Here is a 22,916-nt window from a genome sequence, read left to right on the forward strand (position 1 = left end):
CGGTTTACCGTCGCGAGGGCGGCTGTCCGGCTGTCTCGTGCCGGACCTTTCTGGCCCGGCAGCCGTTTTGCGGAGTACACCATCGCATAGGGGAACGGGGATTGGCGATAGCTGCCGGCGGTACTTATATCTGGTCTAACCGCGCGTACCGCTCTCTTATTCCCATCTCGGGCTCCATCGCCCGTTTCCTCCACCAACCCCACATCGAATGTACCGGACCCCGTCTCCGTCGGCTCGGTGAGCGGGTGCCGGGGACACCGATGTCCGGTTACGGACGCTCGTCGGTAGGGGCATTGGCCAGCGCCAGTGCGGCGATCCCGCTCAGCGGCAGCCCGGCGAGCTGCTCCGGCGTGAACCAGCCCGCGCGGGCGGTGGAGCCGCCGGCGAGTTCGGTCACCCGTGGCTCCGTGGGCGCGTCCACCGCCACCCGGTAGAGCACCCGGATGCCGTGCCAGTCGAGCGGGCGCCCCTCCGGGCCCAGCGCGGCCGGGTTGTGCAGGTTGTCGACGCCGATCAGCTCGACCACCCGACCGAGCTGGCCGGACTCCTCGACCAGCTCGCGCAGCAGCGCGGCGACCGGCTGCTCGCCGTGGTCGGTCCCGCCGCCGGGCAGGTGCCACCGGCCGGCGCCCGGGTAGCCGTCGGCGATCATGGTGAGCAGCACCCGGCCGGCAGGGTCGGTGACCAGGCCGTACGCCCCGAAGCGCTGCCTCCGGTCGGACGGGGTGGCCGGACCTTCCGCCGGCGAGCGGGGCAGATCGGACGGCAGGGGCGACACGGGCACGCCGAGCAACTCGGCGGTGAACGGCATGAGCGGCACCGCCGCCGCCTCGTCGGTCGTGAACCAGCCCAGCTCGTCGGTGCCGCCGGCCGGCTCCGGCCGGGGTTCACCGGCCCGCACGGTGACGTCGAAGACCACGCGATCGGTGTGCACCGCGACGTCGGCGGCACGGAAGGTCGTGACGTCGGCGGACACCGCCCGCAGCCCCGTCACCTCGATGGTGAGGCCGGTCTCCTCGGCGAACTCGCGGACCACCGCGTGCGCCGGATGCTCGGCGTGCTCGAGGCCTCCGCCGGGCACCTGCCAGACGCCCGGGACCGGGCACAAGGCGGAACCCCGGACCAGCAACACCCGCCCGTCCGCGCCCCGACACACGCCGTACGCGCCGACCCGCCGCCGCTGTTCCACCCGCCCGCACTCCCCCGCCCGCGCCGACCCGTTCCGTCGATCATGAGGTTAGCCGCAGCGGGTCCGGCGTGCCGCCCGGTCGACCTCGTGATCAAGGAACAGGGGGCCGGGCGGTCAGGCCAGGCGGGCGGCCTGGACGGCTTCCGCCGTCACCTCGGTCAGGCGGTCGGTGGGGAGGGCGCCCAGTTCCTCGCGGCCGAACCAGCGGGCCTCACAGGTGGAGCCGCCGACGTCGGCGACGGTGGGCGGGGCCGGCTTGTCGACCACGACCCGGTAGAAGGCGCGGACGCCGTGCCAGTCGATCGGGTAGCCCTCGGGGCCGAGGGAGGCCGCGTCCCGGTGGCTGGCCACCCCGAGCAGCTCGACGAGGCGCCCGGTCTGCCCGGTCTCCTCGACCAGCTCCCGGATCAGGGCCGCGCCGGGCTGCTCGCCGTAGTCGGTGCCGCCGCCGGGCAGGTGCCAGCAGCCCGCGCCCGGGTAGCCGTCGGAGACCCGGGTGAGCAGCACCCGGTCGTCCGGGTCGGTCACCACGGCGTACGCGGCGAAGCGCTGGGCCCGGTGCAGCCCGTCGGGGCCGGGCACGGCGTAGAACGAGGGGAACTCCGGCGCCTCGTCCGGAACGATGTCGGCGGACGAGGCGGGCAGGCCCAGGGCCCGCGCGGTGAACGACCGCAGCGGCAGCTCGCGGGCCTCCGCCGGGGTGAACCAGCGAACCAGGTCGGTCGGCCGGTCGACCCGGTCGGCGAGCGTCCCGCCACGGACCGAGACCTGGTAGATCAGGCGGTCGGTGTGGATGGTGATGCCCCGCTCCGGCAGCGCCCGCATGTCGGCGAGCACGTCGTGCAGGCCGGCGACGGTGACGGAGAGGCCGGTCTCGGCGGCGGTCTCCCGGACGACGGTGTGGTGGGGATCCTCACCGTGGTCGACCGCCCCGCCGGGCAGCGACCACGTGCCGGGGGTGCCGGAGCGCTCCGATGCGCGGACCAGCAACACCCGGCCGACTGAATCAGCACAAACTGCGTATGCCGCGATCCTGCGGAGCGGCTCCAGCATGGTGGTCACGGGGGCAAATTCTCCCCGGCCCGGGTTACCTCCATCGAAAAGAGTCAGATTCCTGACTGAATGCTCGCGCCTCAGGGGCGGGTCAGGGTAGGGATCCGGGCGGTCACCGAGGACGGCCCGACGACGGGCGCGGACCGTGGAGACATGACCTACACCGCCCCTCCCCAGCCCCCGTACAAGCAGCTCCGTCGCCCCGTCACGGACCGGATGGTCGCCGGAGTGGCCAGCGGCCTCGGCCGGTACTTCGCCGTCGACCCCACCCTGGTCCGGGTGGTCTTCGCGGTCACCGGCCTGCTCACCGGCGGGCTCGCGCTGCTCGCGTACCCGATCATGTGGTTCCTGATGCCCGAGGAGCCGGCCGACGCGCCCGCCTGGCCGCACCCGGCGCAGGCCCCGCCGCCCACGGTGGCGCAGCCGACCGTGGCGCCGCCCACGCAGCCGACCTATCCGCCGGCGGCGTGAGGCGGGATCACTCCCACTCGATCGTGCCCGGCGGCTTGCTCGTGACGTCCAGCACCACGCGGTTGACCTCGGCGACCTCGTTGGTGATCCGGGTGGAGATCCGCGCCACCACCTCGTAGGGCAGCCGGGACCAGTCGGCGGTCATCGCGTCCTCGCTGGAGACGGGCCGCAGCACCACGGGATGCCCGTAGCTGCGGCCGTCGCCCTGCACGCCGACGCTGCGCACGTCGGCCAGGAGCACCACGGGGAACTGCCAGACGCCCCGGTCAAGGCCGGCGGCGGTGAGCTCCTCGCGGGCGATCAGGTCGGCCCGCCGGAGCAGGTCGAGCCGCTCCTGGTCGACCGCGCCGATGATCCGGATGGCCAGGCCCGGGCCCGGGAACGGGTGCCGCCAGACCATCGCCTCGGGCAGGCCGAGCTGGAGCCCGAGCGCCCGGACCTCGTCCTTGAACAGCGTGCGCAGCGGCTCGACCAGCGCGAACTTCAGGTCCTCCGGCAGGCCGCCGACGTTGTGGTGGCTCTTGATGTTGGCGGTGCCGGTGCCGCCGCCGGACTCCACCACGTCCGGGTAGAGGGTGCCCTGGACGAGGAACTCGACGTCGCCGTGGGCGGCGACCTCCCGCGCCGCGGCCTCGAAGACCCGGATGAACTCCCGACCGATGATCTTGCGCTTCTGCTCGGGGTCGGTGACCCCGGCCAGGGCGCCGAGGAACCGGTCGGCCGCGTCGACCACCTTGAGCTTGATGCCGGTGGCGGCGACGTAGTCCTTCTCCACCTGCTCGGCCTCGCCGGCGCGCAGCAGGCCATGGTCGACGAAGACGCAGGTGAGCTGGTCGCCGACGGCCTTGTGCACCAGCGCGGCGGCGACGGCCGAGTCGACCCCGCCGCTCAGGCCGCAGATGACCTCCTTGTCGCCGACCTGCTCGCGGATCCGGGCGACCTGCTCGTCGATGATGTTCTCGGGCGTCCAGGTCGGCGCGATGCCGGCGATGTCGTGCAGGAAGCGGCGCAGCATCTCCTGGCCGTGCGCGGTGTGCCCGACCTCCGGGTGGAACTGCACGCCGGCCCGGCGGCCGGCCACGTCCTCGAACGCGGCGACCGGCGCCCCCGCCGACTCGGCGGTGACCGTGAAGCCCGCCGGGGCCTCGGTCACGCAGTCGCCGTGGCTCATCCAGACCGGCAGGTCGGCCGGCAGGTCGCGGAGCAGCACGCCCGGGTCGAGCAGGCGGGGACGCAGCGGGGTGCCGCCGTACTCGCGGTTGCCGGTGCGGGCCACCGTGCCGCCGAGCGCCTGGGCCATCGCCTGGAAGCCGTAACAGATGCCGAAGACCGGCACCCCGGCCTCGAACATGCCGGCGTCGATCTGCGGGGCGCCCGGCGCGTAGACGCTGGACGGGCCGCCGGAGAGGATGATCGCCGCCGGGTCCTTCGCCAGCATCTCGGCGACCGGCATCGAGTGCGGCACGATCTCGGAATAGACGTTGGCCTCACGCACCCGACGCGCGATGAGCTGGGCGTACTGGGCTCCGAAGTCCACCACGAGGACGGGGCGAGGCGTGCTCATGGCAGCAAATCCTACCGACGACGCCGCCGCGCCCCCCGCCGGTCCGCCCCCACGCCGCCGTCGCGGCGGAGGTGACGTCGCCCACCGTACGGGGGATCCGGCGCGCCACCGCCCTTCCGGCGGAAGCCATTAGGCCTGTATGCCCTTTTTGACCTGTATACGGTGTTCGTACCGCCCGCCGCCTGCGCACGCACGGGACTCGACGGGTCCGGGCGGCTGCCCGGCCGTACGCCCGGGTCGTCAGCAGCGGCAGCCGGCGGGCGCGGGGTGCCGGGAGCCGGCCGGGGGTGGGCATGACCGAGTGGTGGCTGTGGATGTACGTCGCCGCCATGGCGGGCGGGGTCGTGCTGTTCAGCCGGTGGCGCGCGGACCCGCGGGGCGTTCCGCGCAGCGAGTACCGGGTCGCGATCGCCATCCCGCTCTGGTCCGGCTCCTGGTACCTGCTCATGGCGCTGGGCGGCGGGCGCACGGAGGTGGCCGGCCACACGCTCTACTGGGCGCGGTACGTCGACTGGGTGGTAACCGCCCCACTGTTGCTGGTGGCCCTGATGCTGACCGCGACGCACTCCCTGCCCGGACGCTGCTGGCGGCTGATGGGCGTCCTCGCCGGGGCGAACGTGGTGGTGATCCTCAGCGGCCTGTTCGCCGACCTCACGGCCGACGGCGCGGCCCGCTACACCCTGTACGCGATCGGGGTGCTGGCCCTGCTCGCGGTCTACGCCCTGATCTGGGGACCGCTGCGCGCCCACGCGCACCGCCAGCCGGAAGAGATCGCGGGGGTCTACACGGAGGCCGCACTGCTGCTCAGCGCGCTCTGGGCGGGCTATCCCGTGTTCTGGATCCTCGGCCCATCCGGGGTCGGCCTGTTCAGTTCCGCCACCACCAGCCTGCTCCTCGTCGTGCTGTCCATCGTGTCGAAGGTGGGCTGGAGCATCCTCGATCTCGGCCGGCTACGCGCCCTGTCAAACCGTGGTCACCTCACCGTCGTCTGACCCGGCCACCGGAGCCGGCTCCCGGGTGCCGGCGTCGGACGACCGGGCGCCCGCCCGGACCCGACGACCGCCGGCGGGCACGACAACCGGCGCGGCGGAGGGCCCGGGGCGGCCGGACCGGCTGCTGCGGCGCGCCGGGACCGCCTCGCAGCTCGCGCTCGGCGGGCTGCTGGCGATGTCGCCGCTGATCGACGCCGCCGGGCCGGGCGGCTCGCCGGCCTTCCTGGTCGCGGGACTGCTCCTCGGGCTGCCGCACGGCGCGGTCGACCATCTCGTGCCCGCTCGACTGTCGGAGCGCGCCCGGCCGCTGGCGGCGCGCGTGGCGCTGCTGGTGGTCTACACCGCCGTGGCCGGCGCCGGGCTGGCGGCCTTCCTGGCCGCGCCGGACCTGGCGCTAGTCGGTTTCCTCCTCGTGTCGGTCGTCCACTTCGGCACCGCCGACGTGGCGTTCCACGCCGAGCGGGACCGCCGGCCGGTCCGGGCGAGGGTGACCGCCGTGCTCGCGCACGGGGGACCGCCGGTGGTCGTCCCGTTGGCGCTGTGGCGGGACCAGGTCGACCCGTTGCTGGCGGCAGTGGCACCTCGGGCACCGGCGCTGCTCACCGTCGAGGTGCGGGCGCTGGCGCTGGCCACCGTGCTGGGCGCGGTCGCGGTCACCGCGATCCGGTACGCCCGCGCCGGACGCGCCCGCGACGCCGTCGAACCCGTCCTCCTCGCCGGGCTGTTCGGCACCGTGCCGCCGGCCCTGGCCGTGGGGGCGTACTTCGCGGCCTGGCACTCCTGCCGCCACGTCGCCCGGTTGCTGCGGCACGACCCGCGTAACACGGCCGACCTGGCGGCCGGACGGGTCGGGCCGCCGCTGCGGCGCTTCGCCCGGCAGGCGGCAGCTCCCACGGCGGTGGCCGTCGCCGCGTTGATCGCCCTGGTCGCCTGGCCCGGCCACCGGTCGGACCCGCTGCCCGCGACGTTCGCCGTGCTGGCCGCGCTGACCCTCCCGCACGCGGTCCTGGTCGCCTGGACGGAGCGACGCGGGCCGGAGCCGTCAGGCTGGACAAGGTGACCACCGGGCCCTGGTCAGCTGCGCAGGGCGCCGGGGGCGTCGGCCGGCACCGCCGGGAGGCGCGGTGGCACCGGCTCCAGCCGGCGGTACGGCTCACCCAGCGGCGGCCTCGGGTCCGCGTCGCCCCTGTTGGGCCAGAAGGACATCGCGCGTTCCGCCTGGGCGGTGATGGTCAGCGACGGGTTCACCCCGAGGTTCGCCGAGACCGCCGCGCCGTCGACCACGTGCAGCCCCGGGTGGCCGAACACCCGGTGCCACGGGTCGATCACGCCGTCGGCCGGGGTGGCGCCGATCACCGCTCCGCCGAGGATGTGGGCGGTCATCGGGATGTCGAACGGCTCGGTCAGGGCGCCGCCGGGCGTACCGCCGATCTCCTCGGCCAGCAGGCGGGCCGCCTGGTTGCCGGCCGGGATCCAGGTCGGGTTGGGCGCGCCGTGGCCCGGCCCGGAGACCAGGTGCCGGCCGAACGGGCCGCGCCGCAGCCGGGTGGTCAGCGAGTTGTCCACCGACTGCATGACCAGGGCGATCACCGTCCGCTCCGACCAGCCACGCACCGACAGCAGCCGGGCCGCCGTGCCGGGCTGGCGCAGCAGGATCCCCAGCCAGCGGCGGACCCGGCGCGGCCCGCCGTCGACCAGCAGCGACTGGAGCAGGCCCATCGCGTTCGAGCCCCGGCCGTAGCGGACCGGCTCGACGTGGGTCTGCGGGTCGGGGTGGAACGAGCTGGTGATCGCCACCCCCTCGGTGAAGTCGAGCCCCTGGGCGCGGGCCTGCCGGCGGGGCACCGAGGCGCCGAGGATCGCCTCCGAGTTGGTCCGGGTCAGCTCGCCGAGGCGGGGCGAGAGCGCGGGCAGGGCACCCTCCGCCTTCATCGCGTGCAGCAGCCCCTGGGTGCCGAGCGCGCCGGCCGCGAAGACCACCTGGTCGGCGTGGATCACCTGCCGCCGCGCGCGCAGCCAGGCCCCCGTGCGCACCGTGTGCACCGCGTATCCGCCGTCGCCGGCCGGGCGGACGGCCGTGACCGTCGTCAGCGGGTGCACCCGCGCGCCGAGTCGCTCAGCCAGCCAGAGGTAGTTCTTGACCAGCGTGTTCTTCGCACCCTGCCGGCAGCCGGTCATGCACGCGCCGCAGTGCGTGCAGCCGGTGCGCTCCGGCCCGGCGCCACCGAAGTAGGGGTCGGTGGCCCGCTGGCCGGGGCGGCCGATGAACACGCCGACCGGGGTGGCGTGGTGGGTGTGCCCCACCCCCATCCGGTCGGCCACCGCCCGCATCGCCCGGTCCGCGCGGGTGACGAGCGGGTACGTGGTGGCGCCGAGCATCCGCTTCGCCTGGTCGTAGTGGCCGGCCAGCTCGTCGCGCCAGTCGGTGACGTCCCGCCACTGCGGGTCCGTGTAGAAGGCGTCCAGCGGCTCGTAGAGGGTGTTGGCGTAGACCAGTGAGCCACCGCCGACCCCGGCGCCGGAGAGCACCAGGACGCCGCCGCCGGCCTTCCGGTCGGCCGGGCGCAGCAGGGTGAGCCGCTGGAGGCCGTAGCAGCCGAGGCGGGGCGCCCACAGGAAGCGCCGCAGCCGCCAGGAGGTCTGCGGGAACTCGTCGTCGGCGAAGCGACGCCCGGCCTCCAGCACCCCGACCGAGTAGCCCTTCTCGGCCAGCCGGAGCGCGGTGACGCTGCCGCCGAAGCCGGACCCGATGACGAGCACGTCGTACCGCATGACCGCATCATTACCGCTCGGTAGCCATCGCGCCAGCGCCCGATTTCGCGGGATCATGCTCCGGTCCACGATCCCGGAGGCGCCCGCCCACAACTCGGCGCCCCCGTCGAGGCGTTGTCATCACCGGGGGTGTCGCATGACTCAGCGGACAGGGGCGCCACGCCCGCGATGGGTGCTGGGGCTGGCCGCCCTGGCGGTCGTGGTCCTGGTGGCCGTGGGCGCCCTCGTGGTCACCCGGCTCGTCCGCGACGACGGGCCGCGGCGCGCGATCGGGCCGACGGGCGCCACCGGGACGCCGCAGGCGAGCCCCACCCCGAGCCCGAGCCCGACCGCGACGCCGGGCGCCGGCATCACCGGCCCGCTCAACCTCCTGCTCGTCGGGGTGGACACCCGGGTCAGCGTGCCGGGCTGGGAGCCGCACGGTGACGCCGTGCTGGTGCTGCACGTGCCGAAGGGACTCGACCGGGCGTACCTCTTCTCCCTCCCCCGCGACCTGCTGGTCGACATCCCGGCCTTCCCGAAGGCCGGCTACCGCGGCGGCAGGACCAAGCTCACCCACGCGATGAGCTACGGCAGCCGGGTGCCCGGCAGACCGAAGCAGCCGAGCACCGCCCAGGGGTACGAGCTGCTGCGCAGCACGGTCAGCGGCTACACGGGGCTGCGCTTCGACGCCGGCGCGGTGCTCACCTTCAACGGCTTCGACCGGCTGGTGGACAGCCTCGGCGGGGTGGACCTCTACGTCGACCAGCGGGTGGTCTCGCTGCACCGCCGCCCCGACGGCCGGCACCGGGAGCCCGCGCCGGGCGGTGGCGGCTACACCGGGCCGCAGATGGTCTACGAGAAGGGCGAGCGGCACCTCACCGGCTGGCAGGCGCTGGACTACGCCCGGCAGCGCTACGTCACCGGCGGCGGCTACGCCCGGCAGCGCCACCAGCAGCAGCTGGTCAAGGCGCTGGCCACGAAGATCCTCGGCGAGGACCTGGCCCGGCAGCCGGAGCGCGTCCAGCAGGTGGTCGACGCGCTCGGCGACACCCTGGTCTACGCGGGCGGGCCGCGCGTCGTGGACGTCGCGTACGCCCTCGGCGGGCTCACGCCGGAGAGGTTCGTGCTGGTCGACCTGCCCGGCGCGGGCGTCGGCAGGGGCAGCGCCTACCGGGGCGAGGAGCTCACGCAGACCGGGCGGAAGTTCCTCACCGAGCTGCGCGCCGGCCGGGCCGACGCCTACCTCGCCGCCAACCCGAAGCTGCGCGTCACGCGCTGAGCGTCGTCACACCCGCTCGGGACGGTCCGGCCGCTGCTTGCCGTACAGCCACGCCTCGAAGAGGTCGTCGAGCTGCTTGCCCGAGACCCGCTCGGCCAGCGCGACGAACTCGGCCGTGGTCGCGTTCGCGTCGCGCTTCTGCGCCGCCCAGGTCTTCAGGATCTCGAAGAACGCCTTGTCGCCGACGGCCACCCGCAGCGCGTGCACGGTCATCCCGCCACGCTGGTAGACCGACTCGCTGAACAGGTTCGCCACCCCCGGCTCGCCCGGCGGCGTCCGCCACACCTGGCCTGAGGAGCCCGCGTACCGGGCGTCGAACTCCTGCTGGGCGGTGCGCCCGCCGTCGTGCTCGGCCCACAGCCACTCGGCGTACGTGGCCAGGCCCTCGTTGAGCCAGATGTCCTGCCACCTCGCCAGCGACACGCTGTTGCCGAACCACTGGTGCGCCATCTCGTGGGCGACCACGGCCGTGTTCTCGCCGCGGGAGAAGAAGCTCGCGGAGTAGACCGGGCGGCTCTGCGTCTCCAGGGCGTACCGGATCCGGGCGTCGGAGATCACCACACCGCCGTACGCCTCGAACGGGTACGGCCCGAAGACGCTCTCCAGGTAGTCGGTCACCTTGACCGTGTCGGCGATCGACCGGTCCGCCGCGCCCGAGGGCAGGTCGGTGGTGACCGCGTGGAACACCGGCCGTCCCTTGTGCTCGCCCTCGGTGATCCGGAACTTCCCGATGACCACGGTGCTCAGGTAGCTCGCCATCGGGCTGCGCTCCGCCCACTTCCAGGTGGTCCAGTCGCCGGTCGTGCTCTTTCCCGCCGGCACACCGTTGCTGACCGCCGTAAGCCCCTTCGGCACGGTGATCTCGAAGTCGTAGGTGGCCTTGTCCGAGGGATGGTCGTTGACGGGGAACCACGTGCTCGCCGACTCGGGCTGGCCGAGCGCGATCGCCCCCTCGTCGGTGTGCAGGAAGCCGCCGCTGCCGAGGACCTCGTTGCGCAGGGGCTCCGGCTTGCCGTCGTACGCGACCTCGACGACGAAGCCGTTGCCGGCGATCAGGCCACGGGCCGGAGTCACCACCAGCTCGTCGCCCTTGCGGCCGTGCTTCGCCGGGGCCCCGTCCACCGTCACGGACCGCACGGTCAGCCCGGCCAGGTCCAGGTTGAACGCGGACAGGTCGCCGGTCGCCGCCGCCTGCACGGTGGTGGTTCCGGTCAACCGGTCCTCCGCCGGGTCGTAGCGCACCTTGACCGTGTAGCGGCTGACGTCGTACCCGCCGTTGCCGTAGGTCGGGAAGTAGGCGTCGCCGACGCCGGCCGCGCCGAGGAGGAGCTGGCGCGGCGCGGCCGGCGCGGCGGTGCTCGGGGCCGGAACCGGTTCCTCGGCCGACCCGCAGCCGGCCAGCCCCAGCATCCCGGCCAGTAGCAGGCCGGTGCCCGCGCACAGCGTCCGCCGCGACAGCGTCATCGCCTCTTCTCCTCCCTGCGTCGCCGGCTGCCCCACCGGCGAGCGTGGTGGACCCGCGCCGGCCGGTGCCGCCAGCCCCGCCGCACGGGGGCGGGCGGGCAGGCGGTGCCGCGCCGGGTCCGGCCGCAGCCTACCGATCGCCGACGCGAGCCGCGTCAGGGCAGTGCGGGGGCGCTCCCGCCGACGAGCCAGGCGTCGAAGAACGGGCGCAGGGGCTGCCCGGCGACCCGCTCGGCCAGGGCGATCAGGTCGTCGGTGGTGGCGTTGCCGTCGCGCCGCTCGGCCGTCCAGGTCCGCAGGACGCGGAAGAACGCCTCGTCGCCGACCGTGCGGCGCAACGCGTGCACGGCGAGCGCGCCACGCTTGTAGACGGCCGCGCCGAACAACCGGGACCGTCCGGGGTCGACGGACGGCCGGGACCAGTCGGTCGCGGCGTACTCCAGCTCGAAGTTGCGCTGCGCGGTACGACCGCCGTCGTGCTCCTCCCACAGCCACTCCGCGTAGCTGGCGAAGCCCTCGTTGAGCCAGATGTCGCTCCACCGGCTCAGCGCCACGCTGTTGCCGAACCACTGGTGGGCCAGCTCGTGCGCGACCACCCCCGGGTTGGGTCGCCCGCCACGGAAGAAGCCCGGCCCGTAGACCGGTCGGGACTGGGTCTCCAGCGCGTAGCCGATCCGGGCGTCGGTGACCACGACACCGCCGTAGGAGTCGAACGGGTACGGCCCGAAGCGGCTGGCCAGGAAGTCGGCGATCTCGCCGGTGCGGGCCAGCGAGGCGGCCTCCGGCCCGTTCTCCGGCAGGCTCGCCGGCACCGCCGTGACCATCGGCCTGCCGGCGTGCGTGCCGCTGCGCACCCGGTAGTCGCCGATCACCAGGGTCGTCAGGTAACTGGCCATCGGCGACCGCTCGGCCCAGCGCCAGGTGGTCCAGCCGCCGGCGCTGGTCTTCTCCCCCGGCACCCCGTTGCTCAGCGCGGCCAGCCCGTCCGGGACGGTCACCTCGATGTCGTACGTGGCCTTGTCGGACGGGTGGTCGTTGACCGGGAACCAGGTGGCCGCCGACCAGGGCTGGCCGAGGGCGATCGCGCCGTCGTCGGTGTGCAGGAAGCCGCCGCTGCCGAGCTGCCCGTCGGCCTTGGCCGCCGGCACGCCGGAGTAGTCCACCTCGACGACGAACCGGGCGCCCCGGGGAAGGCCGTCGCGCGGGGTGACCACCAGCTCGTCGCCGTCGCGGGCGGACCCGGCCGGGTGGCCGTCGACGGCCACCCGCGACACGTCCAGCCCGGCGAGGTCCAGGTTGAACCGGGACAGCCCGGTGGTCGCGGTGGCCGTCAGCGCGGCCCGCCCGGCGAGCCGGTCGGTCGCCGGGTCGTAGCGCACGGCGAGCCGGTAGCCCGCCACGTCGTAGCCGCCGTTGCCGGCCCCCGGCACGTACGGGTCGCCGAGGTCGGTCGCCCCGGGCCGGAAGCCGCCCCGCTCGTCGCCGCTCGTGCAGGCCGGGGACACCAGGGCCGCGACGACGGCGACGGCGAGCGCGGGGCGGATCCGACGGCGGGTACGACGCACCGGCCGAGCCTATCGGCGCGGCCGGTGCGGGTGGTGCTGCTTGCGCAGGTCAGCGGTCGAGGACCAGGCCGACCTTCTGGAACTCCTTCAGGTCGCGGTAGCCGCACTTGGCCATCGCGCGGCGCAGGCCACCGAAGAGGTTGAGCTGGCCGTCCGGCTCGTCGGCCGGGCCGAAGAGCAGCTGCTCCATCGAGCCGAGCGGCTCGCCGGCGGTCTCGAAGGCGCCCCGGGGCAGCGACGGGTGGCTGGCGGCGGAATGCCACCAGGCGCCACCGGCCGGCGCCTCGGCGCAGAGCGACAGCGGCTCGCCGAGCATCACCGCGTCGGCGCCGCAGCCGAGCGCCTTGGCGATGTCGCCCGAGGTCTCGATGTCGCCGTCGGCGATCAGGTGCACGTACCGGCCGCCGGTCTCGTCGAGGTAGTCCCGGCGGGCCGCCGCCGCGTCGGCGATCGCGGTCGCCATCGGCACCCGGATGCCCAGCACCGACTCGGTGGTGGACCACTCGTCGCCGCCGATGCCGACGATGACGCCGGCCGCGCCCGTACGCATCAGGTGCAGCGCGGTCTTGTAGTCGGTGCAGCCGCCGACGACGACCGGGAGGTCCAGGTCGGCGATGAACTCCTTGAGGTTGAGCGGCTCGTCGGTGGTCGAGACGTGCTCGGCGGAGACGATGGTGCCCTGGATGACGAGGATGTCGACGCCGGCGTCGAGGATCACCGGGGCCAGCGCCAGGGTGTGCTGCGGGGAGACCCGCACCGCCACCGTGCCGCCGCCGGCGCGCAGCTCGCGGACCCGCTCGGCGATCAGGTCGGGGCGGATCGGCTCCGCGTAGACCTCCTGGAGCCGCTTCGTGGTGCGGGCGTCCTCGTCGAGCCCGGACAGCTCCTCCAGGACCTTGGTCGGGTTCTCGTAGCGGGTCCACAGGCCCTCGACGTTGAGCACGCCGAGGCCGCCGAGCTGACCGAGCCGGACGGCGGAGGCCGGGCTCATCGTCGCGTCCGACGGGTGCCCGACGCAGGGGATGCCGAACTGGTACGCGTCGAGCTGCCAGGCGGTGGAGACGTCGTCGACGTCCCGGGTCCGGCGGCTCGGCACGATGGCGATGTCGTCCAGGTGGTAGCCGCGCTGCGCGGTCTTGCCCAGCCCGATCTCGACCACGTCACGCATGGGGGACTCCAGTTGTCGCAGGGGGGATGGGGGATGGTCAGCGGGAGTGGTAGTTGGGCGCCTCGACCGTCATCTGGATGTCGTGCGGGTGGCTCTCCTTGAGCCCCGCCGCGGTGATCCGGATGAGCTGACCGCGGCGGTGCAGCTCGGGGATGCTCTCCGCGCCGACGTACCCCATCGCCGCGCGCAGCCCACCGGTGAGCTGGTGGGCGACCGCGGACAGCGGGCCACGGTAGGGCACCTGGCCCTCCACGCCCTCGGGGACCAGCTTGTCCTCGGCGAGCACGTCCTGCTGGAAGTAGCGGTCCTTGGAGTAGGACTTGGCCTGGCCCCGGGACTGCATCGCGCCGAGCGAGCCCATGCCCCGGTAGGCCTTGTACTGCTTGCCGTTGATGAAGATCAGCTCGCCGGGGCTCTCCTCGCAGCCGGCCAGCAGGCTGCCGAGCATCACCGTGTCGGCGCCCGCGACGAGCGCCTTGGCGATGTCGCCCGAGTATTGGATGCCGCCGTCGCCGATGACCGGGACGCCGGCCGGCCGCGCGGCGCGCGCGGCCTCCATGATCGCGGTGATCTGCGGTACGCCCACCCCGGCGACGATCCGGGTGGTGCAGATCGCGCCCGGCCCGACGCCGACCTTCACGCCGTCGGCGCCCGCCTCGACCAGCGCCCGGGCGCCGGCGTAGGTGGCGACGTTGCCGCCGACGATGTCGATGGTGACGTCCTTCTTGAGCTGGGCGACCATCTCCAGCACCGCCCGCTGGTGGCCGTGCGCGGTGTCCACGATCAGCACGTCGACGCCCGCGTCCACCAGCGCCCGCGCCCGCTTGTAGGCGTCGTCGCCCACCCCGACGGCGGCGGCGACCCGCAGCCGGCCGGCGTCGTCCTTGGTGGCGTTCGGGTACTGCTCGCTCTTGGTGAAGTCCTTGACCGTGATCAGGCCGCGCAGCCGGCCCGAGTCGTCGACGATCGGCAGCTTCTCGACCTTGTGCTGGCGCAGCAGGTCGAGCGCGTCCTCCTTGCGCACCCCGACCGGGGCGGTGACCAGCGGGGTACGGGTCATGATCTGGTGGACCGGGGTGGCCGGGTCGGAGACGAACCGCATGTCGCGGTTGGTGACGATGCCGACGAGCTGGCCCTCGCCGTCCACGACGGGCACCCCGGAGATGCGGTAGCGACCGCAGAGGGCGTCGACGTCGCGCAGGGTGTCGTCGGGGCTGGCGGTCACCGGGTTGGTGATCATGCCGGACTCGGAGCGCTTCACCAGGTCGACCTGGAGCGCCTGGTCCTCCAGGGAGAGGTTGCGGTGCAGCACGCCGATGCCGCCCTGGCGGGCCATGGCGATCGCCATCCGGGCCTCGGTCACCGTGTCCATCGCGCTGGAGAGCAGCGGGATGCTCAGGCTGATGTTGCGGGTCAGCTTCGTCACCGTGTTGACCCGGCTGGGCACCACGTCCGACTCGCCCGGCTGGAGCAGCACGTCGTCGAAGGTCAACCCGAGTGGGACCACCCGGGCGGAGCCGGCGGGCAGCTCCGGCAGGTGGCCGCCCAGCTCGCCGTTGTCGGCGCCGGCCGGTAGATCGGTGCTGGGCGAAAATTCCACGATTGCTCCCCTGAGCTGCTCGGACGGGCTTCAGCGAGGTGGCGCGGGCGGGCACCGGCACACGCCGGGTGACGGGCGCGTCGTCCCATCGTACCCACCGGCACGGGCCGTCCCCGGGCGGTGGCAGCCCAGGTCACCGGTGGCGGGGGCGGACGCGGCCCTGGCGTTGGGTCTACGGTGAGGGGGTGCACGACGAGCCCATCGACCCCTTCAACGGCGACCCGGCAGATCCGGCCGCCGGCCTGCACGATCCGGGCGACGACGCCCCGCTCGACCCGCTGACCGACGTCGAGCGTCAGGACGTGCTGGAGGATCTCGCCGACCTGGAGATCTACCAGGCGCTGCTGGCGCCGATCGGGGTGCGCGGGCTGGTCATCGAGTGCGAGGACTGCCGGGAGCCGCACTACTTCGACTGGGACCTGCTGCGGGGCAATCTGCGCCACCTGCTCAGCTCGGGGCGTCCCCGGGTGCACGAGCCGGCCTACGACCCGGACCCGGACCACTACGTCACCTGGGACTACGCCCGTGGCTACGCCGACGGGGTGCACGACACCCTGACCGAGGGCGCCGACGAGGAACCCGACGCCGAACGCTGAGGCGGGCCGGGGCCGCACCGGCGGGGCCCGGGCCGCCCGCCCGGCTCCACGCCCCGAGGCCCCCGGCTCCACGCCCCGAGGCCCCCGGCTTCACGCCCCGAGGCCCCCCGGCTCCCGCTCCGAGGCCTTCCGGGCGGCCGGGCGGCCGGGGGTGCGGTTCAGGCCACCAGGCCGGCGCGGAAGCCGGCCGCCACCGCGTGCGCGCGGTCCCGCGCGCCGAGCTTGCGGAACAGCCGCCGCGCGTGGGTCTTCACGGTGTCCTCCGAGACGAACAACTCCCGGCCGATCTCGGCGTTGCTCTTGCCCTCCGCCATGCCCAGCAGCACCTGGAGTTCGCGTTCGGTGAGCCCGACCTGGGACCGGCCGCCGCGCGGGCCGGGCCCGGACCGCCGACCGGGGGGCGTGGCCTCGACCGGCTCGTCGGCGGGCTCGGCCGGGTCGTCGCCGCGCTGCGACGGCACCACCGTCGGGGTGCCGCCCGGGCCGTCGGGGGCCGTCGCCTGCCAGCCGGGTCCCGGTTCGGCCGGCGGCCGGCCGGCCGGGCCGGTACGGGCGGGACCGCCGACCGCCGCGGTGTCCCGGGCCGGGTCGGTGGCCGGGCGTCGGGCTGCCCGGCCGGGCGAGGAGAGCAGCAGCAGGGCCTTGGCCACCGCGCTGGTCAGGTCCTGGTCGACGCCCTGGATGAGGCCCCGGGCACCCGCGCTGATGGTGGCCGCGGCGGCCTCCGACTCCTCCGTGCCGAGCAGCAGCACGGAGGCCTGCGGCGCGCGGGCGAGCACCCGCCGGACGAAGCCCGCGCTGTCCGGCCGGGTGAGGGCCGTGTCCGCGAGCACCACGTCGGCCGGGCGCTCGGCCAGCCGCAACATCACCTCGGAATCGGAGACGGCCGTCCGCACCACGGCGGACAGCCCGAGCCGTGCCGCCGCGGACGCCAGATGCTGCGCCGCGAGCGGTGTCCGAACGCACACGAGAACCGTACGCACAGTGGTCTCCTCTCCGTCCAGAAGCAGACCATGACCGGGTCGGGTCGCGAGGGGGTTCGGGCAATCCTCCGAACTTTTCCGACAAGTGGGGCATATGCCGCTAGTTGCCGGAAGTTTTCGATCACAGGTGTGTGAGCCGGCGACGGCCCGGGTACGGAGGTCCCAGGCCGGAAACGGCGCGCCTGCGCGGACCGTCGCCCGGACGCCGATTCACCAGGATCTGCGCGGTGCCGCGCGGGAGGAGGGGTGCTGATGTCGAACGTACGCAGACTGCCCGGACCCATCGTCGACCTCTGGGACTGGCAGCGGCTCGGTGCCTGCCGGGGCCGGGACAGCGCGCAGTTCTTCCACCCGGACGGCGAGCGTGGCTCGTCCCGCCTGCGCCGGGAATCCGGCGCGAAGGCCGTCTGCCGCGCCTGCCCGGTACGGGCCGAGTGCGCCGCCCACGCCCTCGCCGTACGCGAGCCGTACGGCGTCTGGGGCGGCTTCAGCGAGTCGGAGCGGCTGCGGCTGCTCGCCGTCGGCTGGGAGGACCTGGCCGACCGCCGGCAGAGCCGGGTCGACGTGGCCCGGCTGGAGGCCCGCCTGGGCCAGCCGCACCGGTCGACCGTCCCCGCCCAGCGCAAGATCGCCTGAGCCGGCAACCTCCGCGATAGACCACACCGACGCCGCGTCCCCGCCCGGGGACGCGGCGTCGCGGCGTTCCCGGCCCGGGGGGCGTGACCACCGACCGGCCGGTGGCCACGCCCCCGGCCCGTTGAAAGGCGTCGGGGCGCACCGCCACAGGGACGGTGCGCCCCGACTGGGCGTACGGCGAGGGTCAGAAGCCCGGGCCGTGCTGGTGGCCGTGGCCGTGGCTGTGGCCGTGCCCACCGGCGGCGGCCGGCTCGGCCTTCTCCGGCTTCTCCACCACGAGGCTCTCCGTGGTGAGCAGCAGGCCGGCGATCGACGCCGCGTTGGTGACCGCGTTGCGGGTCACCTTCACCGGGTCGACGATGCCGGACTTCGCCAGGTCGACGTACTCGCCGGTGGCGGCGTCGAGGCCGTGGCCCCACTCCTTGCCGGCGACCTTCTGCACCACGACGTAGCCGTCGTGGCCGGCGTTCTGGGCGATCCAGCGCAGCGGCTCGACCAGCGACTTGCGCACGATCGAGACGCCGACCTTCTCGTCCCCGGTGAAGCCGAGGTCGTCGTCGAGCGCCGGCAGGATCTGCACCAGGGCGGCGCCGCCGCCGGGGACGGTGCCCTCCTCGACCGCGGCCTTGGTGGCGGCGATCGCGTCCTCGATGCGGTGCTTGCGCTCCTTCATCTCGACCTCGGTCGCGGCGCCGACCTTGATGACCGCGATGCCGCCGGACAGCTTGGCCAGCCGCTCGGCGAGCTTCTCCCGGTCCCAGTCGGAGTCCGAGGCCTCGATCTCCTTGCGGATCTGCGCGACCCGGTCGGCGACCTCGCTCGACTTGCCGCCGCCGTCGACGACCGTCGTGTTCTCCTTGTCGACCACCACGCGCCGGGCGGTGCCGAGCACCTCCAGGCCCACCTGGTCGAGCTTGTAGCCCAGCTCGGGCGCGACCAGCTCGGCGCCGGTGAGGATCGCCATGTCCTGGAGCATCGCCTTGCGCCGGTCACCGAAGCCGGGGGCCTTGACCGCGCAGACCTTGAGGGTCTTGCGGATCGAGTTGACCACCAGCGTCGACAGCGCCTGGCCGTCGACGTCCTCGGCGATGATCAGCAGCGGCTTGCTGTTCTGGAGGACCTTCTCCAGCAGCGGCAGCAGCTCCTCGATCGCCGAGATCTTCTGGGTCGTGATCAGGATGTACGGGTCCTCCAGGACCGACTCCTGCGACTCCATGTCGGTGACGAAGTTGGGCGAGATGAAGCCCTTGTCGAACTGGAGACCCTCGGTCACGTCCAGCTCGGTGTGCAGGGCGGAGCCCTCCTCGACGGTGATGACACCGTCGCGGCCGACCCTCTCCATCGCCTCGGCGATCAGCTCGCCGATCGTGGCGTCCTGCGCGGAGATCGTCGCGACGTGCGCGATCGACTTCTTGTCGGCGACCTCGACCGCGCGGCCGAGCAGCGCCTCGGAGACCTTGGCGGCCGCCGCGTCGATGCCCCGCTTGAGGCCGGCCGGGTTGGCGCCGGCCGTGACGTTGCGCAGGCCCTCGCGGACCATCGCCTGGGCCAGCACGGTGGCGGTGGTGGTCCCGTCGCCGGCGACGTCGTTGGTCTTGGTCGCCACCTCCTTGACCAGCTGCGCACCGAGGTTCTCGTAGGGGTTGGTGAGCTCGATCTCCTTGGCGATGGTCACGCCGTCGTTGGTGATCGTGGGCACACCGAACTTCTTGTCCAGGACGACGTTGCGCCCGCGCGGGCCGAGGGTGACCTTGACCGCGTCCGCGAGGGCGTTGACACCGTGCTCGAGCAGGTGCCGGGCGTCGTCCGAGAAGCTCAGGATCTTCGCCATGAATGTCCCTTCGAAGCGACGTCGCCCCGGCCCGGCGAGCCGGACCGGGGCGACGACACTGATCGGTTGCTTACTTCTCGATGACCGCGAGGACGTCGCGGGCGGAGAGCACCAGGTACTCCTCGCCGGCGTACTTGACCTCGGTGCCGCCGTACTTCGAGTAGAGGACGGTGTCGCCGACCTTCACGTCGACCGGCACGCGGTTGCCCTTGTCGTCGATCCGGCCCGGGCCGACAGCGAGGACGGTGCCCTCCTGCGGCTTCTCCTTGGCGGTGTCGGGGATCACGATGCCGGAGGCGGTGGTGGTCTCGGCCTCGTTCGCCTGGACCACGATGCGGTCCTCGAGCGGCTTGATCGCAACCTTGGTCGCGGTAGTCACGGGCATACCCTCCCGGGTACTTGGTTTCGTTACCGGCCGGCATGCCGACCAGCGTCAATCTGCCACATGCCACCGGGCGGGGCCGTCGTCGCGGGTGCCGGTCCGCCTGGCGTTCAGCAGCCGGACCATGGGGCCCGGAAGCTGGCACCCTCGGGGTGAGAGTGCTAATCGCAGGTTATTCCTCGGCTAGCACTCCGTCAAGGAGAGTGCCAACCCGCCGGCCGGCGCGTCGGGTCCGCCGACCACAATGAACGGGTGGATCTCGACCAACTCGCCGCCCTGCGTACGCCCGAGGGGTCGGCCGCGCTCGCCGCCGCCGCGCGGGTGGCCGGCGGTGATCCGCTGACCGCGGCGGCCGCGCTCCGCTCTACGGGGCTGCCGGCCGACCTGGCGTCGGCCGCCCTCACCCAGGCCGAGCTGCGCCGCCGGGCAGTCGGCAAGTTCGGGCCGGCGGCGGCCGGGATGTTCCTCACCCGGGCCGGGCTGGAGCAGGCCACGCGGGGCGTCGTCGCGGCACGGCGGGCCGAGCGGCTGCGGGCCGCCGGGGTGCGCGTCCTCGCCGACCTCGGCTGCGGCCTCGGCGCGGACGCGCTCGCCGCCGCCCGCGCCGGCATCCGGGTGTACGGCGTGGAGGCCGACCCGCTGACCGCCGCGATGGCCGCCGCGAACGCCGAGGCGGCCGGGCTGGCCGAGCTGTTCACGGTGGAGTGTGGCGACGCCACGGCGTTCGACGTGGACCGGGTCGACGGGGTGTTCTGCGACCCGGCGCGCCGGAAGGCGGGCACCGGGCGGCGGATCTTCGACCCGAACGCCTACTCGCCGCCCTGGGACTTCGTCGTCGGGCTGGCGGAGCGGGTGCCGCACACCGTCGTGAAGGTGGCGCCCGGCATCGACCACGCGCTGGTCCCGGCGAGCGCCGAGGCGGAGTGGGTGAGCGTCGACGGCGACCTGGTCGAGGCGGCCCTGTGGTGCGGCGAGCTGGCGCAGGTCCCCCGCCGCGCCACCCGGCTGCACGGCAAGGAAGGGCCCCCTGTCGACGCCTCCGGCAGCGGAAGGGTCCCCTGCTGGCAGTTGACGGGCTCCGGGGACGCCGAAGCACCGGTCGGCCCGGCGCGCCGCTTCCTGTACGACCCCGACCCGGCGGTGGTCCGCGCGCACCTGGTCGCGGAGCTGGCCGAGACGCTGGGCGCGACGCTGGCCGACCCGAGCATCGCCTACCTCTACGCGGACGCGCCGACGCCGACGCCGTTCGCCCGCTGCCTGGAGGTCACCGACGTGCTGCCGTTCTCGCTCAAGCGGCTGCGGGCGCTGCTGCGGGAGCGCCGGGTCGGGCGGGTGGAGATCCTCAAGCGCGGGTCCGCCCTGGAGCCGGAGAAGCTCCGCCGGGACCTGCGGCTGACCGGGGGCGAGGCGGCCAGCCTGGTGCTGACCCGGGTCGCCGGGGCGCCGACGGTGCTGGTCTGCCGGCCGGTCGGGTAGCGCGCGAGGGCGTCCGGCCTTTTCGGCTCGCGGGTCGTACGGGGCCGGGTTAGCTTGACCGTCATGGCGGGACAGGGCACTCCGGCGACCGCGCTGCTGACCAAGCGGAAGATCGCCCACAGCACCCATCCGTACGACGTCTCCCCGGACGCGCCCCACTACGGCGCGCTGGTCGCGGCGGCCCTGGGGGTGCCGCCGGAGCGGGTCTTCAAGTCGCTGGTCGCCGAGGTCGACGGCGCGCTGACGGTGGCGGTCGTGCCGGTCACCGGCGAGCTGGACCTCAAGGCGCTCGCGGCGGCGGTCGGCGGCAAGCGGGCCGCCATGGCCGACCGGGCGGTCGCCGAACGGGCCACCGGCTACGTGCGCGGCGGGATCAGCCCGCTCGGCCAGCGCCGGCGACTGCCCACGGTGCTCGACTCGTCGGCGCTCGACCATCCCACCGTCTACGTCTCGGCGGGCCGGCGCGGGCTTCAGCTCCAGCTCGACCCGCAGGATCTCGTCGCCCTCACCGGGGCGGTCACGGCCCCGCTGTCGGCCCGCTGAGCTGCACCGCTCCCGTCAGCCCCGAGAGAGCGCTCCCCGGTGGACGACGGCCGGGTGTCAGGGACGTTGCTGAATTGTTACTGCCGACAACAAACTCGCCACCTCGGCGCTCTTGTGCCCACGGCGCGAACCGGAATACGTTGCCGGACACAACAAACCAACATCATCCCCCACCCCCGAAAGGACCCTGCTGATGCGCAAGGGCTTCCTCACCTTCGCCGCCGTGGGCCTGCTGGCCGCCGGCGGCCTGACCGCCTGCGGCGACGACTCCGGTTCCGATGCCGGCGGCTCCACCGAGAAGAAGCCGAAGATCGGCGTGATCCTTCCGGACAGCAAGTCCTCCGCCCGCTGGGAGGGCGCGGACCGAAAGTTCCTGACGGAGGCGTTCCAGGCGGCCGGCGTCGACTTCGACATCCAGAACGCCCAGGGCGACAAGACGGCGTTCCAGACCATCGCCGACCAGATGATCACCAACGGCGTGACCGCCCTGATGATCGTCAACCTGGACTCCGGCACCGGCAAGGCCGTCCTCGACAAGGCGAAGTCCCAGGGCGTGGCGACCATCGACTACGACCGGCTCACGCTGGGCGGCTCGGCCACCTACTACGTCAGCTTCGACAACGAGGTCGTCGGCAAGCTCCAGGGCGAGGGCCTGAGCAAGTGCCTGACCGACAAGGGCGCCAAGAACCCGGTGGTGGCGTACCTCAACGGCTCGCCGACCGACAACAACGCCACCCTGTTCAAGAACGGGTACGACTCGGTGCTCAAGCCGAAGTTCGACTCGAAGGAGTACACCAAGGGCCCGGACCAGAACGTGCCGGAGTGGGACAACACCCAGGCGGCCACGATCTTCGAGCAGATGCTGACCCAGCAGCGGGGCAAGATCGACGGCGTGCTCGCCGCCAACGACGGCCTCGGCAACGCGGCCATCTCGGTTCTGAAGAAGAACAAGCTCAACGGCAAGGTCCCGGTGACCGGCCAGGACGCCACCCCGCAGGGCCTGCAGAACATCCTCTCCGGCGACCAGTGCATGACCGTCTACAAGGCGATCAAGGAGGAGGCTAAGGCCGCCTCGGACCTGGCCATCGCGGTCGCCAAGGGTGAGAAGAAGGAGACCGGCCAGACGGTCAAGGACCCGGAGGGCGGCCGGGACGTCCCGTCGGTCCTGCTGACCCCGAAGCTGATCTTCAAGGAGAACGTCAAGGACGTCATCGCCGACGGCTTCGTCACCAAGGACGAGGTCTGCGCCGGGGCGTACGCCAAGCTCTGCGCCGACGCCGGCATCAGCTGACCCGTACCCGATTCCACGCGCACGCCGCCCGGCACGGACCCTGTGCCGGGCGGCGGTTCGCGCCGGACGGGATCCGAGA

Annotated in this window: 20 protein-coding genes; 9 read left to right on the top strand and 11 right to left on the bottom strand. The window is 73.7% G+C overall.

Features of this window, described 5'->3' with window-relative positions; all coding sequences use genetic code 11:
• Nucleotides 1-268: 268 nt before the first annotated feature.
• Complete coding sequence (locus tag OG989_RS02445) at nt 269-1,189, bottom strand: NUDIX hydrolase (protein WP_327029560.1); 921 nt, start codon at nt 1,187-1,189, stop codon at nt 269-271.
• Nucleotides 1,190-1,303: 114 nt separating this feature from the next.
• On the bottom strand, nt 1,304-2,251 hold the full coding sequence (locus OG989_RS02450; RefSeq protein ID WP_151456081.1) for an NUDIX hydrolase: 948 nt from the start codon (nt 2,249-2,251) through the stop codon (nt 1,304-1,306).
• 144 nt (nt 2,252-2,395) lie between these two features.
• On the opposite strand from OG989_RS02450, the gene OG989_RS02455 reads away from it, so the two are divergent.
• Nucleotides 2,396-2,713 (top strand): PspC domain-containing protein, encoded by a 318-nt coding sequence (locus tag OG989_RS02455; protein WP_151456082.1) that lies wholly within the window; start codon nt 2,396-2,398, stop codon nt 2,711-2,713.
• Between the two features lie 7 nt (nt 2,714-2,720).
• On the opposite strand, the gene guaA is transcribed toward OG989_RS02455, so the two are convergent.
• Nucleotides 2,721-4,277, bottom strand: coding sequence for a glutamine-hydrolyzing GMP synthase (guaA, locus tag OG989_RS02460; protein ID WP_151456083.1), 1,557 nt, complete (start codon nt 4,275-4,277; stop codon nt 2,721-2,723).
• Between the two features lie 293 nt (nt 4,278-4,570).
• On the opposite strand from guaA, the gene OG989_RS02465 reads away from it, so the two are divergent.
• The gene (locus OG989_RS02465; protein ID WP_192581494.1) at nt 4,571-5,269 is read left to right on the top strand and encodes a bacteriorhodopsin; all 699 of its coding nucleotides are present in this window, start codon (nt 4,571-4,573) and stop codon (nt 5,267-5,269) included.
• A 25-nt stretch (nt 5,270-5,294) separates the two neighbouring features.
• Nucleotides 5,295-6,329 (top strand): Brp/Blh family beta-carotene 15,15'-dioxygenase, encoded by a 1,035-nt coding sequence (locus OG989_RS02470; protein ID WP_327029561.1) that lies wholly within the window; start codon nt 5,295-5,297, stop codon nt 6,327-6,329.
• Nucleotides 6,330-6,343: 14 nt separating this feature from the next.
• Here the strand turns inward: OG989_RS02470 and OG989_RS02475 are convergent, their stop codons facing one another.
• Nucleotides 6,344-8,041 (bottom strand): FAD-dependent oxidoreductase, encoded by a 1,698-nt coding sequence (locus OG989_RS02475; protein WP_151456086.1) that lies wholly within the window; start codon nt 8,039-8,041, stop codon nt 6,344-6,346.
• A gap of 136 nt (nt 8,042-8,177) precedes the next feature.
• Here OG989_RS02475 and OG989_RS02480 point away from each other — a divergent pair, with 136 nt between their 5' ends.
• Nucleotides 8,178-9,302 carry an LCP family protein gene (locus tag OG989_RS02480; RefSeq protein WP_327029562.1) on the top strand — a complete coding sequence of 375 codons (1,125 nt, stop codon included), beginning with the start codon at nt 8,178-8,180 and terminating at the stop codon, nt 9,300-9,302.
• Between the two features lie 6 nt (nt 9,303-9,308).
• On the opposite strand, the gene OG989_RS02485 is transcribed toward OG989_RS02480, so the two are convergent.
• The 4 genes from OG989_RS02485 to guaB all read right to left on the bottom strand — a co-directional run bounded on the left by OG989_RS02485 (nt 9,309) and on the right by guaB (nt 15,099).
• Nucleotides 9,309-10,766: a M1 family metallopeptidase gene (locus OG989_RS02485; RefSeq protein WP_327029563.1), complete on the bottom strand. Its 1,458-nt coding sequence runs from the start codon at nt 10,764-10,766 to the stop codon at nt 9,309-9,311.
• 155 nt (nt 10,767-10,921) lie between these two features.
• A complete protein-coding gene (locus OG989_RS02490) occupies nt 10,922-12,331 on the bottom strand; it encodes a M1 family metallopeptidase (RefSeq protein WP_327029564.1) in 1,410 nt (469 codons plus the stop codon).
• A gap of 49 nt (nt 12,332-12,380) precedes the next feature.
• Nucleotides 12,381-13,499: a GuaB3 family IMP dehydrogenase-related protein gene (locus tag OG989_RS02495; protein WP_327029565.1), complete on the bottom strand. Its 1,119-nt coding sequence runs from the start codon at nt 13,497-13,499 to the stop codon at nt 12,381-12,383.
• Between the two features lie 37 nt (nt 13,500-13,536).
• On the bottom strand, nt 13,537-15,099 hold the full coding sequence (gene guaB, locus OG989_RS02500) for an IMP dehydrogenase (RefSeq protein ID WP_327029566.1): 1,563 nt from the start codon (nt 15,097-15,099) through the stop codon (nt 13,537-13,539).
• 185 nt (nt 15,100-15,284) lie between these two features.
• On the opposite strand from guaB, the gene OG989_RS02505 reads away from it, so the two are divergent.
• Nucleotides 15,285-15,695, top strand: coding sequence for a DUF5319 domain-containing protein (locus OG989_RS02505; RefSeq protein ID WP_132230961.1), 411 nt, complete (start codon nt 15,285-15,287; stop codon nt 15,693-15,695).
• Between the two features lie 158 nt (nt 15,696-15,853).
• Here the strand turns inward: OG989_RS02505 and OG989_RS02510 are convergent, their stop codons facing one another.
• Nucleotides 15,854-16,678 (bottom strand): helix-turn-helix transcriptional regulator, encoded by an 825-nt coding sequence (locus tag OG989_RS02510; RefSeq protein ID WP_327029567.1) that lies wholly within the window; start codon nt 16,676-16,678, stop codon nt 15,854-15,856.
• Between the two features lie 252 nt (nt 16,679-16,930).
• Here OG989_RS02510 and OG989_RS02515 point away from each other — a divergent pair, with 252 nt between their 5' ends.
• Nucleotides 16,931-17,314, top strand: coding sequence for a WhiB family transcriptional regulator (locus OG989_RS02515; protein ID WP_089003203.1), 384 nt, complete (start codon nt 16,931-16,933; stop codon nt 17,312-17,314).
• Between the two features lie 184 nt (nt 17,315-17,498).
• On the opposite strand, the gene groL is transcribed toward OG989_RS02515, so the two are convergent.
• Together groL and groES are read right to left on the bottom strand one after the other, a co-directional pair.
• Nucleotides 17,499-19,145, bottom strand: coding sequence for a chaperonin GroEL (gene groL, locus OG989_RS02520; RefSeq protein WP_151456655.1), 1,647 nt, complete (start codon nt 19,143-19,145; stop codon nt 17,499-17,501).
• Nucleotides 19,146-19,215: 70 nt separating this feature from the next.
• Nucleotides 19,216-19,530, bottom strand: a complete 315-nt coding sequence (gene groES, locus OG989_RS02525) for a co-chaperone GroES (RefSeq protein ID WP_088998427.1) — start codon at nt 19,528-19,530, stop codon at nt 19,216-19,218.
• Nucleotides 19,531-19,779: 249 nt separating this feature from the next.
• Here groES and OG989_RS02530 point away from each other — a divergent pair, with 249 nt between their 5' ends.
• The 3 genes from OG989_RS02530 (at nt 19,780) to OG989_RS02540 (ending at nt 22,837) form a co-directional block, all read left to right on the top strand.
• Nucleotides 19,780-21,003 (top strand): THUMP-like domain-containing protein, encoded by a 1,224-nt coding sequence (locus tag OG989_RS02530; protein ID WP_151456654.1) that lies wholly within the window; start codon nt 19,780-19,782, stop codon nt 21,001-21,003.
• Nucleotides 21,004-21,066: 63 nt separating this feature from the next.
• Nucleotides 21,067-21,546 (top strand): Cys-tRNA(Pro) deacylase, encoded by a 480-nt coding sequence (gene ybaK / locus OG989_RS02535; protein WP_327029568.1) that lies wholly within the window; start codon nt 21,067-21,069, stop codon nt 21,544-21,546.
• 193 nt (nt 21,547-21,739) lie between these two features.
• Nucleotides 21,740-22,837 (top strand): sugar ABC transporter substrate-binding protein, encoded by a 1,098-nt coding sequence (locus tag OG989_RS02540; RefSeq protein WP_151456652.1) that lies wholly within the window; start codon nt 21,740-21,742, stop codon nt 22,835-22,837.
• Nucleotides 22,838-22,916: the final 79 nt, after the last annotated feature.

This window comes from Micromonospora sp. NBC_01740, assembly GCF_035920365.1.
Lineage (GTDB): Bacteria > Actinomycetota > Actinomycetes > Mycobacteriales > Micromonosporaceae > Micromonospora > Micromonospora reichwaldensis.